General features: G+C 43.6%; 11 protein-coding genes. 7 read left to right on the top strand and 4 right to left on the bottom strand.

The window, feature by feature from the left end:
• Nucleotides 1-16 precede the first annotated feature (16 nt).
• On the top strand, nt 17-1,597 hold the full coding sequence (locus O0550_RS19345; RefSeq protein ID WP_258427085.1) for a SagB family peptide dehydrogenase: 1,581 nt from the start codon (nt 17-19) through the stop codon (nt 1,595-1,597).
• 652 nt (nt 1,598-2,249) lie between these two features.
• Here O0550_RS19345 and O0550_RS19340 read toward each other — a convergent pair.
• The 3 genes from O0550_RS19340 to O0550_RS19330 all read right to left on the bottom strand — a co-directional run bounded on the left by O0550_RS19340 (nt 2,250) and on the right by O0550_RS19330 (nt 5,376).
• Nucleotides 2,250-3,437: a CapA family protein gene (locus O0550_RS19340; protein WP_003340792.1), complete on the bottom strand. Its 1,188-nt coding sequence runs from the start codon at nt 3,435-3,437 to the stop codon at nt 2,250-2,252.
• A 234-nt stretch (nt 3,438-3,671) separates the two neighbouring features.
• Nucleotides 3,672-3,962: a DUF3817 domain-containing protein gene (locus O0550_RS19335; RefSeq protein WP_003340791.1), complete on the bottom strand. Its 291-nt coding sequence runs from the start codon at nt 3,960-3,962 to the stop codon at nt 3,672-3,674.
• A 79-nt stretch (nt 3,963-4,041) separates the two neighbouring features.
• Nucleotides 4,042-5,376, bottom strand: coding sequence for an MDR family MFS transporter (locus O0550_RS19330; RefSeq protein WP_258427084.1), 1,335 nt, complete (start codon nt 5,374-5,376; stop codon nt 4,042-4,044).
• Between the two features lie 184 nt (nt 5,377-5,560).
• Here O0550_RS19330 and O0550_RS19325 point away from each other — a divergent pair, with 184 nt between their 5' ends.
• A complete protein-coding gene (locus O0550_RS19325; RefSeq protein WP_258427083.1) occupies nt 5,561-7,405 on the top strand; it encodes an ABC transporter substrate-binding protein in 1,845 nt (614 codons plus the stop codon).
• On the opposite strand, the gene O0550_RS19320 is transcribed toward O0550_RS19325, so the two are convergent.
• Nucleotides 7,402-7,749, bottom strand: a complete 348-nt coding sequence (locus O0550_RS19320) for a hypothetical protein (RefSeq protein WP_003340785.1) — start codon at nt 7,747-7,749, stop codon at nt 7,402-7,404. The genes O0550_RS19325 and O0550_RS19320 overlap by 4 nt on opposite strands.
• 179 nt (nt 7,750-7,928) lie before the next feature.
• Between O0550_RS19320 and coaA the strand changes: the two genes are divergently transcribed.
• The 5 genes from coaA to hutU all read left to right on the top strand — a co-directional run bounded on the left by coaA (nt 7,929) and on the right by hutU (nt 14,741).
• The gene (coaA, locus tag O0550_RS19315) at nt 7,929-8,888 is read left to right on the top strand and encodes a type I pantothenate kinase (protein WP_003334684.1); all 960 of its coding nucleotides are present in this window, start codon (nt 7,929-7,931) and stop codon (nt 8,886-8,888) included.
• Between the two features lie 183 nt (nt 8,889-9,071).
• Nucleotides 9,072-9,824 carry a hydrogen peroxide-dependent heme synthase gene (gene hemQ / locus O0550_RS19310; RefSeq protein ID WP_003340780.1) on the top strand — a complete coding sequence of 251 codons (753 nt, stop codon included), beginning with the start codon at nt 9,072-9,074 and terminating at the stop codon, nt 9,822-9,824.
• A gap of 187 nt (nt 9,825-10,011) precedes the next feature.
• Nucleotides 10,012-11,439: an aspartate ammonia-lyase gene (gene aspA / locus O0550_RS19305; protein ID WP_003340776.1), complete on the top strand. Its 1,428-nt coding sequence runs from the start codon at nt 10,012-10,014 to the stop codon at nt 11,437-11,439.
• A 127-nt stretch (nt 11,440-11,566) separates the two neighbouring features.
• A complete protein-coding gene (locus O0550_RS19300) occupies nt 11,567-12,784 on the top strand; it encodes an AraC family transcriptional regulator (RefSeq protein ID WP_003340774.1) in 1,218 nt (405 codons plus the stop codon).
• A 292-nt stretch (nt 12,785-13,076) separates the two neighbouring features.
• Nucleotides 13,077-14,741, top strand: a complete 1,665-nt coding sequence (gene hutU / locus O0550_RS19295) for a urocanate hydratase (RefSeq protein ID WP_258427082.1) — start codon at nt 13,077-13,079, stop codon at nt 14,739-14,741.

The following is a 14,741-nucleotide window of genomic DNA, read 5'->3' as shown; positions in this document are numbered from 1 at the left end:
ATAGGGAGGGAAAAGGATGAGGCTGGATACGTTTCTGCACACTCTTCATTTCGATACAGAAAAGGCAATACCACCTGACTTCGAGGTGGACTGGGAAGACGCACCCTTGCCATTTAAGCTTTACCGTGGCTTGCCTGTCATCCCGTTGTCTGCGGAAATACCGCTTATGCTGGAGGAGCGACAAGCGATCACGAAACCAGATCTACGAGAAATAAGTCATTTTCTCTGGTACGTATACGGTCTGACTCAATTCAGCGGGTCTGTCCTTGATCTGAATACGATGGAACAAGCTTTTGGACCGATACAATCGTACCGACGGTTTGTTCCGTCTGGCGGTGCGAGGTATCCAAACGAAATATACGTATATCTGAAGCTGGAAGGTGCCCATACCGGTATCTACCATTATGATGTCGCTCACCAGCGATTGGTTTTATTGCGTAAAGGAAATTTCGATGATTATATGGCTCGTGCTCTCGGCAATCGCTGTGATCTATCGACTTGTTTTGCGACCGTTTTTGTGACGACCATGTTTTGGAAAAATTTCTTTAAATACAATAACTTCGCCTATCGCCTGCAAGGCCTGGATGCTGGCGTGCTGATAGGGCAATTACTCGAAGTTTCGAAACGGTTTGGCTATGAATCGGGGGTATATTTCCAGTTTCTCGATCGTGCGCTTAACCATCTGCTGGGGCTGTCAGAACAGGAGGAGAGCGTCTATGCGGTCATCCCGCTGTCGGTGGAGCCGGGAAGTACGTGGTTTGGGAAAGGGAATGGCGCAAATGAAAGCGTCACGGCCGCTGAATTGTGTCGGGAGTTGCTAACGGTAGAGCATGATCACTACGTACGGTCTCAACGGGTTTTGCCATACCCGATGCTGATCCAAATGACCGAAGCGTCCCAACTGGAATCTCTACAATCGTTTCGGCGGTTTGAAGGAGAAGAGAACATTACCTATGAGGGTAGCACAGTGGCACTCCCTCAAGTAGGACGGTTCTTTTATGATCTGGGCTCGGTCTGCAGAAAACGGGTTTCGCCAGAAATGGGTTTTGTTTTAGGCAAGGTAAGCCAACAGCAATTGGCTACTTTATTACAAGAGGCGACTGCTTCCTTCCAATATCGAAACGATTTGGATGAGGACCAGGAGAATCGCCAACCCCGTGTCTTCCTGTATTGCTGTTTGTACAACGTAGAAGACATTCCAGATGGTGCCTACCGCTATGACAGTGAAGCTCATGCGTTGCGGCAGATACGTCTTGGCGATCATCGGCTTTACCTGCAACAAGGCATGAATCTGGACAATGTAAATCTGTTTCAGGTACCGCTCTGCTTTCATGTGGCAGGGGATAAAGATCACCTCAAAGCAGCACTGGGGTACAGAGGATATCGCATCCAGCAGATGGAGGCGGGCATGCTTGTGCAACGTCTACTTTTGGCGGCTACTGCTCTCGGCATGGGCGGGCACCCACTGCTTGGCTATGACGTGGAGTCTTGTGATAATCTCAATCGGATGGATTCGCATGGAAAAACCAGCTTGATCCAGATTCCGGTTGGTCCCTATCGTCCGAGGTCCCGATTGGAGGGGAGTTTGCATGGCTAGGGGTGAATGAGAAGAAGCAAAAGGTTGTCGAGACATCAATCGGCAACCTTTTTTTCTACGACCGATAATATATGGAGCCGATATAAAGAAGAGAATTTTGAAATTATTCGGGTTACTTGGCAGAAAAGAAAGTCATTTATGTAGAGACAATCAAAAAAAGACCCAGTGTCCGACCGTCACTTGTTCCATATTATGAGGATTGCAGGAAATTTTTTAAGGGTTTATGAGATCTTGAAAGGTAATCTTTATAATATTTTCTTTAAATTGTAAACATATAAATAAGGAATTGTTTTTTCACAACAACGGAACATACGAACTAGACCTAAAAAAGTATGTTTCATGTTCAACTAACGGGTTCGATAGTTGAAAAGTGGCAGACACAACAGAGGCAGTCTAGGACTTTATTTTCTCTTCTTAGTCCGCCGTTGCGGTTATTGAAGGTTTTAGGAATAAAATAGGCTCTGTGAGGAGCCTTTTCCTTTTTAAAGTACGCATTTTATACTTTATATACATGTATCCAACGTTTAAAGCGTTGGATACATGTAAGTTATTTTAAATTAGTCTTGATGAATGATGAAATCTGTATTGTTGCCTTCATTCCTGTGTCAAGCTGGAATGTTTCTGCCTGCAATGTATAAATTCCCTGAACAGACTATTCCCTCTGATTATTCATGGTGTTTGCCCGTTTCTCTGAAGCTGTAATGGTACCATCCTCTGCAATGGTAACACCTGAAGAGATTGACTCGATCCGCTTGATCAATTGACGAGAATTTTCTTCATTCATCGGAACAGCCTGACCAAGCTCTGCGTGGTATGGGATCATTTTCAGTTCCTTAACGCCTTCCTTCGTCAGGGTAGCTTGTAGCAACATGGTTTCCCAGGTTTTCGGCTGTGTGGCGCGGGTAAAGATGAAATTTCCCATGCTGTATGCAACCCATTTTCCATCAAGCTGCTCAAAGCCTTGGAGAACATGAGGATGACCACCAACAATAAGATCAGCCCCTGCGCTCACAAGAGCTTTAGCCAATTCCTTTTGGTGCTCTACAGGAAAATCTACCTTTTCCTTTCCCCAATGAGCGATGACAATGACTAGATCAGCTTCCTTTTTGGCAGCTTGTACAGCCTCCACTGCCCGTTTAGGATCATACATTACCGCTAGGCCTGTCTTATTTTTGCCGGCATACCAGCTAATTTCTGGAACGACACGACTAAAGCCGAAGAATGCCATTTTAATCCCATTACGTTCTACAAAAACAGGGGAATAGGCACGATCAGCATTAACACCAGCTCCTACATACGCGATCTTCTCCTTGTCTAACGTGTACATCGTATCTAATAATCCGTCTTCTCCCTGATCCATTGAATGATTGTTGGCTAGATTCACGAGATCAATCCCTGATTTCTTCATAGCCGTGACTGCTTCAGGCGATGATTTATAGACAAACTGCTTGTTTGCGGCCGGAGACCCTTTTTCGGTGATAGGAGTCTCCAAGTTGCCGATTGTGTAATCGTCGGCTAGGAATATATCTTTTACATGCGTAAAGGCATGATCATATCCTTTATCCTTTAATAAAGTCTCCACATGTCCAGACATCATGATATCGCCTGCAAACGTAAGACGAACATTGTCAGGTGTAGGTTTTGTTGAGTCTGAAGATGCGCCATTTTGAGAGGAGAAGAAGTTGTCAATTTTTTCGGGAAGATAGATACAAGCGACGATTAGGAGGCCTACTGTTAACAGAACAGTGTTTGCCAAAATAAGCAGGCGGAGTCGCTTACGCTGTTCTTGCTTCTTTTTGTTACGTCTGATTTGAAGACGACTCGGTTTTTGTTGAACCATTATTCACCTCAAAAACTAGATTTATCAATTTATAAGACGGTACAGCTAAGAAAAAGTGACAAATGTAGGATGGAGAATAGATTTGGGTCACTAAACCCTTATTCTAAGAAAATATTTATCCGGAAGGGTTACAAATATCTTACAAAATCCTTCTCTCAAAACGAAAAAAAGAGGCTTATCGGTAGCCTCTTCTCAAGCATGCTAAATCATGTATTCCTACTAGTATTTTTTTAGCTAAGCATCCTTTTTTAATCGGGCATCTAAAACAAAGGTTCCAAATGGGATAACCGATGCTAGCACAGCACCTATCGCACGAATGAATGACCATCTTAACGCAAAAGTAGCATGAGCGATAACGAATAGATAGAGAACAAACAGAACACCATGCAAGGGCCCGATCACTTGTACACCAATTGGCAGATCAGCATAATACTTTAGTGGCATCGCGATAAACAGCAGAAGTAAGAAGGAAAGACCTTCTAAAAAGCCAACCACACGAACACGTCCCAAAACGGTTTTTAGCATAGATGGATTCGACCCTCTCTTTCTAAAATATAAAGAATATAGCTATGACTTTCGATAATTAACACTATTTTATTACAGTTTACTTTCGAAAGTCCACGTCTTGTCTGGTCAATTTGTGAAAATTTGGTGATCGGAAGAATAAGATTCCCGATAAGAGCAACAGGATAAGGCAAATGCTAAATAAGATTTCGCCACCAAAGGTAAGCAACACAACTCCGCCTAAAAAAGGACCAAATGTGCGTGAAATATCCCAGTGAATGCCGTGTAAAGAGAAATAACGGCCGCGTTCCTCTGGAGGAGCAATATCGGAAATGTACGTATGCAAGCGTGTTAGTCCGATGGTTTCTCCCACAGTCCAAGATAGTTGAACGAGGATAAGGACGAGTATGCTTTTAGAAAATCCGTAGGCGGCCGCGGTTACCATAAAGCATGAGCAGGATAACAGCATCACACGCTGAAAGGATAATCGTTCTGTAAGCTTGACTAATGGGAGCTGTAATATCACAGCTAAAATGGCTTTAATGGTTGAGAGAGTTGCAATAATAGATACATAGTTAACAAAGCTTTCTTGCAAATAGATACGGAAGCTAGTCTCCGTTTGAGCATAGAAAAAACTGATTGGTAGAGTGTAGATCATCAGCTTGAGTACATGTTTGTATCTCGTGATCAGTGCAGTCATTCGATGGAATGATAAGTAACGATGCTTACCCGTTCCTTTAGAAGCATGGCTTACTCCAATGCGCTCGGAAGATTTGGTTTCTTTCTCCGCTGTTTCCGACACCTCTACCTGATCAGACGAGGAAGAGGGAGCAGTAGCTGAGACAGGAGCTGTTTCAGGCAATTTCCACCAGCATACAAGCATGTAGATAAATATGGATAACGCTTCTATACCAAATAGCCAGGTAGGATCATACTGGTATAGCAGCATTCCCCCAACAGGACCTAATGCAAGACCAGTATAGCTAATGGTATTGAGTAATCCGAACACTTCCACGCGTTGATTCTCTGTTGTTACATCAGCAATTTGGGCACGTTGGGCAGGAACAAACAATGATTGTCCCGCTCCATGCAGCATGTACAGCAGGGCAAAGCTAAGTACCGAGTCAGCAAACATAAAACCTGCCATTGCTATACTTTGCATAATCAGAGCAAGTAACATCACGGGTTTACGGCCTAATCGATCGGTAATGCCGCCTCCGAGCAGTGTAACCATGATGTCGGTTAACGGCTGTAATCCGACTATAAGCATAGGTACTAGCACAGCACCATTTAATTTATCATGCAGATATAATAATAAAAATGGGGCAAGCATTGAGCCAGATAGGCTGGTTATGAATGCTCCAAACATTCTGATCCAGATGGTGATATGATAGCGGTGAGTCCCATTTTTTTTCAATGGATGACGTAATTTCATAACTTGATCCCCCTTTGTTTTGCTGATTGTATGGCATAAGGGAGACAAGAAAAAGAGAAGAAGAGAAAGCTCTACTTTTTCCTCTTTTCGTAAGGGGGGGACCCCCGAATCATTTATATCAGGAGTCAATGATGAGAAATAGAGGTTGTAGTGGTAGTTGAACAAGGGAAAAGGAAGAGTCGATATGTATATCATAGATGATTTTATTCGATTTCGAACGGAATTGATTCATGTTCCATTAAAAGAGCCTATTTCGATTTCTCTTGAGCAAATTGCTACTTTGTTGTGCTGCACTACCCGGAATAGTAGGTTTATTTTGCAGAAATGGATTGCTCTTCAATGGATTGCATGGATACCTGGCAAAGGAAGGGGAAATCGTTCACAGCTTTCCTTTCTAGTTGAGCCAGATGAAATAGTAGTCAGCCATGCGCAACAGATGATTTATTCAGGACAGGTAGCAGAAGCACTGACCCTTATGCAAAAATATACGGTTACTCTGCCAAGGGCTAATGAACGATTCCAGCGATGGTTTCGAGGACAATTTGGATTACAGTGGGAACGGGAGCAAGGCAAACGGATCGAGACACTGCGTCTTCCTTTAGGTGAACCATTATCTGTAGTTGACCCTATCCACGCTTATTTACGCTCCGAGTGCCATATCAGTCAGCATATTTGTGAAACGTTGCTTCGCTATAATAAGACATCTGGAAGAATGGAATCTCACCTAGCCTACCATATCGAAAAGAATGAATCTGGGGATTGCTGGACGATTTTTTTGCGCAAAGGAATCTTGTTTCACCATGGGCGGGAACTACTAGCAAGCGATGTCATTTATAGCTTTCATCGCTTAGCAAGGGAGAATTCTCCTTATCAATGGCTTACGCGAGAAATAAGTGAGATGATCGAGCGCGACGATCGAGTAATTGAAATAAGGCTTACAGGTCCTAATCATTTGTTTGATCGTTATCTAGGAAATGACCATCTTGCCATTGTTCCAAGGGATTATGTAGAGCAGGTAGGTACCGATTTTGCTAGGATGCCGGTAGGAACGGGGCCGTTTAAACTGATTCGCAACGATGATGGCCTGGTCATACTTGAAGCCTTTGAAAGCTATTTCGGTGTTAGACCCCATCTGGATCGTGTGCAGTTTATTGCGTTGCAAAAAAAGACTGATGAAAACGAACAGATAACAACGTATGGTATGTGGTATGAAATGGATGAAGTAGTTAATGTAGAGCAAACAGGAGAGGGGGACAGCGGGGAGTGGCAAAGGGCAACGAGCGATGATTGGTGTGTTCAGTATCTAAGCTGCAATCAGCGAAAAACAGGACCTACGGCAAATCTCTCCTTTCGACAGGCGCTGCAACTGATTTTATCCCCCAAACAGATGCTGCACAAACTGGGAGGGGCACGCCATGAAGTAGCTACGTGCTTTGCTTCTTGGAAAAGAGATAGCTTACCGAAAGAAGAGAGCCAACGAGAATCTGAGCTGTGTCTTTTTGAGCATGTGCGTTTGTTACTACAACAAAGCAATTATCAAGGAGAATCTCTTCGTTTACATACTTTTACCGATCGAGATCATGTGGAAGATTGCGAATGGATTAAAGAGCAGTGTGCGATGTATGGGATAAGCATCGAAGTTCATTATTATGCGGTGAGTGAGTTACTGCGGCCTATCACTATTGAGCAGGCTGATTTGATTCATGATAGTGCCACAGTGGGCGATGATACCGAGCTGTCTTTATTAGAAGTTTTTTTATCATATAACAGTTTTATTTATTCTCATATGAAGGATAAGGATCGGCACAGCATTGACAGGGCGATTACTCACCTACAAAGCCTTCAATCAGGGATAGATCAACAGAAGGCGATCGCCAAAATAGAGCAAATACTACAGCAACAGATAGCTTATCTACCCCTTTACCGCAATCGGATAGGGTTAATGGTTGACCCGCGTCTGCACGGAATCAGAATTAATCGCCAAGGACATGTGGATTATCGTACATTGTGGTACAAGCATAGGAGTTAAGAGAATAGGTGATACAGAAAAGGAATGAAAAGTGACAGCATAATACCAACTGCTGTGACAACTAAGAAGCCTAACACAATATATAATATTTTTTCTACCACCCAAGGCAAACCAGAGTTTTGGCAGCCTTTTTTCTCTCGGAAAAATGTCATGAGAACGACAGCACTGGTAAAGATAATGGTATATCTCACCACACGAAGGATGTATTCCATCCAAGTCAGATCTTGAGTAGTCATCCGACCAGAATATAGCGTGATTTCGCGCTTTTCGGGCACCAAGAGAATCATGATAGCTAAGCCAACAAGAAAGCCATATGTTGCACTTTTGACTAATTTATCTTCCATGAGGGAACCTCCTAGTCTCATTGTATCTCTGACTATTTTAACAGTTTTTTCCTTGGAATTCATAGTAAAATGCGAAAAAGATCGTTTTTTGTAGAATTCGAAGTGGAAGCATCGAGGCTAGGAATGTATTATGGAGTGGACATTGTTTTTGAGGCAGTGCCTGAGAAGGAGGACTTACCGTGGCGAATTATGCCGACAGACGAATTTATTCCCCTTATATGATTTTTTCAAGGGAAGAGTGGAGGGGCCTGCGAAATGAAACGCCCTTATCCATCTGTGAAGAAGATTTAGCTGATCTAGAAGGGCTTAATGAGAAACTATCACTAGAGGAAATCAGTGAAATCTATCTGCCTCTCTCCAGGCTGTTAAATTTATATGTAGCAGCATCACAAGAGTTGTACAAGGCTGCCGATACTTTTCTGGGGAATCGTTCAGAAAAGGTACCGTTTATCATTGGAATCGCTGGTAGTGTCGCCGTTGGAAAAAGCACAGCAGCACGGGTGTTGTTATCCTTGTTGAAACGCTGGCCTAATCATCCAAAGGTGGAGCTGGTTACTACGGATGGCTTCCTTTATCCAAATGAGATTTTGGAAGAACGCGGGCTGATGAAACGTAAGGGCTTTCCGGAAAGCTATGATACAACAAAGCTGATCAATTTTTTAGCAGACGTAAAATCTGGCGTAAAAGAAGTGAGTTGTCCACTTTACTCCCACTTGACCTACAATATTTTGCATGATCAGGAGCAAATCGTTTCGCAGCCCGATATCTTGATTGTGGAAGGATTAAATGTCTTGCAGGTAGGACGTACGATGGATAATGAAAATATGCCTCAGGTGTTTGTCTCTGATTTCTTTGACTTCTCCATCTATGTGGATGCCGATGAAAAAGACATACGCGAGTGGTACTTGAATCGCTTTTTATTGCTAAGACAGACGGCCTTTCAGAAGCCGGCTTCTTATTTCCATCGATATGCGCAGCTATCGGATGAAGAGGCGCTGGATGTAGCAAATAACATCTGGCGGGAAATCAATGCAGTTAATTTACATAAAAATATTTTACCTACTCGTTATCGCGCTGATTTGATTTTGACGAAGGGAAAACAACATGCTATTAAACAGGTGATGCTACGAAAGCTGTGAGCAGACGCAGGTTTTGTCACAGAATATACAACTGTATGACATGACCTTACAATCATTGTCTTTTCCAAAAGTTATCAGTAAGATAAAAGAGGGACAGGTCTCTTACAAGAAACAGGGACTTTTTGTGTATGTACATAGGCGGAGCAAAGGCTCACGCTAAACCATAAGAAGGAGTTGTGTCACATGTCAGCCAATGAAGCATTGCTCACGTTGGAAGGATGGTTTACCTATCATGACTTCCGTAAAATGAACTGGGAAAAATGGAAAAAAGCATCTAGCGAAGAACGCCAAGCGGCTCTTGACGAACTAACTTCCCTCATGCGTGTATGGAATGATGCAGAATCCGAGACTGGTGGTAGCACGGCTGTTTATTCTGTACTGGGACATAAAGCCGATCTATGCTTTATCTTCTTACGCCCTACAATGGGTGAGCTTGATGAGTTAAAAACAGCGATCAATAAAACTCGCTTTGCAGATTATACAGAGACGGATTACTCCTACATCTCCGTGGTAGAGTTAAGCAACTATGTAAACAATCCTGGTCAAGACCCTAAAGCGAATCCGCATGTACGTGAGCGTTTGTATCCAATTCTGCCAAAATGGAATCACTTCTGCTTCTATCCGATGAACAAAAAACGTGGAGAAAAAGACAATTGGTATTCCATGACAATGGACGAGCGTCGTGAATTGATGCAGACTCACGGATTGACTGGCCGTAAATATGCCGGTAAAATCAAGCAAATCATTGGCGGTTCTGTGGGCTATGACGATTGGGAATGGGGCGTTACCTTATTTGCTCATGACCCAATTGAATTGAAACACATTGTATATGAAATGAGATTCGATGAAGTAAGTGCTCGTTATGGTGAGTTCGGGACCTTCTTGGTCGGTAACTATGTAAATGAAGAAGCTCTACGAAAAATGTTTGCACTTTAAATAATGAATGTTCCTTTAAAAGAAACCGGTGAGCAAAGGCTTATCGGTTTTTTGCTTTTTTACCTTTTTGCACAATATCAGGTGGTCAGACCTGTTGGAATGGGGCAAACTGGTATATGATAGATACATAAGTGAACTGACAATCAATACGGCTCTAGCTAGAGCGATCATAGGCGGGGGACTAACCATGAGTATCAGTCAAGAAACACGTCAGGAAAAAGATTTTCTGGGAACAAAAGAGGTACCATTGCATGCTTATTATGGCATTCAAACGTTACGTGCTGTAGAGAATTTTCCGATCACAGGCTATCGTATTGATGGGGAGCTAATTAAAGCACTCGGCTATGTAAAAAAAGCCGCGGCTCTAGCCAATATGGAAGTAAAGCAGCTTTCTTCCAAATTAGGTGATCCAATCGTACAAGCTTCTCAGGAATTGATTGATGGCAAATGGCACGATCAATTTATCGTTGATCCTATTCAGGGTGGTGCCGGCACCTCTATCAATATGAACGCTAACGAAGTAATAGCAAACCGTGCATTGGAAATCATGGGTGCGGTGAAAGGCGACTATTTTTCCCTAAGCCCAAATACGCATGTAAACAAAGCGCAATCTACAAATGATGCGATTCCTACAGCCGTACATATTGCGGTTCTGCGTTTGATTAATCAGCTACTCGGTACTATGGAAGCGTTGCGAGATGCATTCATAGACAAGGCAAAGCAATTTGATCATATCATTAAAATGGGGCGCACTCATTTACAGGATGCTGTTCCGATTCGGATGGGCCAGGAATTCGAAGCATACAGCAGAGTATTAGATCGAGATATTAAACGAATTGGGCAGACTCGTCAGCACCTGTATGAAGTAAACATGGGGGCAACAGCAGTAGGTACAGGGCTAAATGCCGATCCAATCTATATCGAGCGGGTCGTTAAAATTCTTGCAGAGCTGACCGAATTGCCATTGGTAAGCGCAGAAAATTTAGTCGATGCAACGCAAAATACTGATGCTTATACAGAGGTATCTGCGGCTTTGAAGGTTTGTATGATCAATATGTCTAAAATCGCTAACGATCTACGCTTACTGGCTTCCGGTCCTCGTGCTGGATTAGGTGAGATTAGTTTGCCTGCTCGTCAACCAGGCTCTTCCATTATGCCGGGGAAAGTAAATCCAGTAATGGCAGAGGTAGTGAATCAGGTAGCATTCCAAGTGATTGGGAATGATCATACGATTTGCTTAGCTTCTGAAGCGGGTCAATTAGAGCTGAACGTGATGGGGCCTGTACTTGTATTTAATCTGATCCAATCCTTGACCATTATGAATAATGTATTTACCGTATTCCAGAAAAACTGTCTGGAAGGTATTGAAGCAAATATAGAGCGGTGCCGCCAGTACGTAGAAAATAGCGTGGGCATTATTACTGCACTTAATCCGCATTTAGGCTATGAACCAGCAGCGCGTATTGCCAGAGAGGCAACCCTGACTGGTAGATCGGTACGTGAGCTGTGCCTAGACTACAATGTATTGACGGAAGAGGAGCTCGACATTATTTTAGACCCGTATGAAATGACGCATCCGGGAATAGCTGGGGCATCTCTTTTAGATCGCGAATAAAACGAAAAAGCAATATAATAAAAGTAACAACGCAACAATTAATGGGCGGTCAATTCCGATAAAAAACACGGAAATGATCGTCTATTTTTGTACTTGCCTAGAATAAAAGGACAAGGAGCGAGGCCAGATGCTTACTTTACAGCAAGCAGCAGCGGTACAGGCAACATTTGCTCACGAACTGATAACCGGAACAATGGTGCATGAGGCAGAGTTTTCGATACGACAGCAACAGCTTCAAATGACAATTCGTCCTGAGCTTGCATTGGTGATATCACTCGATCGTTATCCTGATGTAGCAGTGAATCAGCCTGCTGGCTGGCGCCAAGAAATTGGACAAGAGTTACTTGGGGTATTGCATCAGGCTTTAGCTGTTCCTTTTGTATGGTGCTGGGTTTCAGAAGGAGTTATTGTCGTATTACTGGAGCTACTCGATGAGACAAAGAATAGGCAACAGACTTTTGCTGATCAAAAGGCACGTCAGATTGCCTCTCAGATTGTTCAGCATGCTGATGAGAAAAGGATATCCGTCTCCATTGGCATGGGGGGCTTCTATGAAAATCCGCTGTATATGCAGCATTCCTATGAAGAGGCACAAATGGCTTTAAAGGATCGTTTTTTTCAAGGAAATCAGTTGATTTTGCCCATAAGAACGAAGCGAGATCGGGATAGCAGAAGCAGAAGAAATTCCTCCATACCTAGCAAAAATCGAGCAGATGTTATCGCAAGTGTGAGAATTGGCGATGAACACGCTGTGCTAGAAGCCTTGCACAAGTTGCTTCAAGATAGGACGATGGTCGATCAGCAGGATGTGGAGAGCTTTCAATCGGAGGTCGTTGAGGTAATAACAGCTATGTCGAGAACGGTTCTGGAGCTAGGGGCAGATGCTTCCACTATTTTGGCGGAGAATGCGCGATTTATTCAGGATCTCTATCAAACAATCCGCTATGACACTTTCCTGAAAAAAGTCGAGCGGTACAGCATCCATTTGGTTCGGCAAGTAGAACAGTTAGGCATGAAAAAATATTCCCCTGTTATTCGAAGCGCTATTACGTATTTGAAGGAGCATCTGGGTGAAAAGATAGGATTGAAAGAAGTAGCACAAAATTGCTGTTTGAGTGTCTATCATTTTAGCCATCTTTTTCAACGAGAAACGGGATACAGCTTTCTTGAATACGTTCATCGCATGAAGCTGCAAAAGGCTGTTATTTATTTGGAAACAACAGATTTATCTATTAAGGAGATTGCCTTTGAACTAGGATTTGAGGATGCGAATTACTTTAGTCGCCTATTTAAAAAGCAAATGAACATGAGTCCGCGTGAATATCGTACAGCAAGATTGTGCTAGTTTTTCGCAAATTAGGCTAGATGCAACGTAAGCGCTTTCCGGTAAACTGAAACAAATAAACAGTTTTTTAGGAAAAGTCACATAATTACAGACGGTGCTAGACAACCATCCTAAGGGAAAGGGCTTTGATATCATCTGCTTCGATCCACTTAAAGGCTCATGGGAAGTGACGGTACGAGCTTTCCGAAATCATAATATATCCTTCTGAACGGGATGTGCCCATCCAATCGACAGCTAGCAAGCCCGTTGTGTTTGTAAGTCAATGTTTGCCTATACGAAAGGGGAATGTAGTATGACAACAACCAATAAAAGAGTAGTGCGAGCTCCGCGCGGCAATGAATTAAACGCGAAAGGCTGGGAACAGGAAGCGGCTTTGCGCATGCTGATGAATAACTTGGACCCAGAGGTTGCAGAATGCCCTGAGGATTTGGTTGTGTATGGAGGGATTGGTAAAGCGGCACGTAACTGGGCTAGTTTTGACAAAATTGTTGAATGCTTAAAAGAATTAGAAGCAGACGAGACATTGTTAATTCAATCGGGTAAACCAGTAGGAATATTCCGTACCCATTCCCAAGCCCCACGTGTGCTGTTATCGAACTCGGTGTTGGTTCCTGCTTTTGCAAATTGGGAGACATTTCGTGAATTAGATCAAAAAGGCCTGATGATGTACGGACAAATGACAGCAGGTAGCTGGATTTATATTGGAACACAAGGAATTTTGCAAGGTACGTATGAAACCTTTGCAGAAGCTGCACGCCAGCATAATCATGGCACGTTAAAAGGCACCATCACTCTAACAGCAGGCATGGGCGGCATGGGGGGAGCTCAACCATTAGCTGTTACGATGAATGAAGGTGTGGTCATCGCAGTTGATATTGACGCTGCTCGCATCCAACGCAGGATTGATACTCGTTACTGCGATGTGATGGTGCATGATTTAGATACAGCATGGCGGATAGCAACAGAAGCGAAGAACGAAGGCAGAGCCTTGGCCATTGGCTTGGTCGGTAATGCCGCAGAGATTTTTCCAGAGATGGTTGCACGTGGGCTAACGCCTGAATTCGTCACTGACCAGACCTCGGCACATGATCCTTTGAATGGATATGTACCCATCGGTTATGGATTAGAAGAGGCAAAATCATTAAGAGAGAGCGATTCAAATCAATACATTCAATTAGCAAAACGTTCAATGGCTACCCAAGTACGGGGCATGCTTGATTTGCAAAAGGCAGGGTCGATCGTCTTTGATTACGGGAATAACATTCGTCAGGTTGCTTTTGATGAAGGGGTTGAGGATGCTTTTCAGTTTCCCGGATTTGTTCCAGCCTATATTCGCCCATTATTTTGTGAGGGCAAGGGGCCGTTTCGTTGGGCTGCTTTGTCAGGCGATCCACATGATATTTATAAGACAGATGAGCTTGTGTTAAAGCTGTTCCCAGAGAACGAGCATCTCCGCCGTTGGATTACGATGGCCCAGGAAAGAGTAGCATTCCAAGGCTTGCCCGCCCGTATCTGCTGGTTAGGGTACGGAGAGCGTGTCAAAATGGGGCTTGCTATCAATGAAATGGTACGAAGCGGTGAGATTTCAGCACCAATCGTCATTGGACGAGATCACTTAGATTGTGGTTCTGTTGCTTCTCCAAATCGGGAGACAGAAGCAATGAAGGACGGCAGTGATGCAGTGGCAGACTGGGCTATTTTAAATGCGCTGGTCAATACCTCTGCGGGTGCAAGCTGGGTCTCCGTCCATCATGGCGGCGGTGTAGGAATGGGGTATTCCTTGCACGCAGGAATGGTAGTTGTCGCAGATGGTTCGTTGGAAGCAGAAGAACGACTGAAACGTGTACTTACAACCGATCCGGGCATGGGAGTTATTCGCCACGCTGACGCAGGCTATGAATTAGCCGTTAAAACAGCGAAAGAGCGTGGGGTTCGAGTACCGATGCTTGATATGTAA

This window comes from Brevibacillus halotolerans, assembly GCF_026891775.1.
Lineage (GTDB): Bacteria > Bacillota > Bacilli > Brevibacillales > Brevibacillaceae > Brevibacillus_B > Brevibacillus_B halotolerans.
This window is presented reverse-complemented; position numbering and strand designations above follow the sequence as displayed.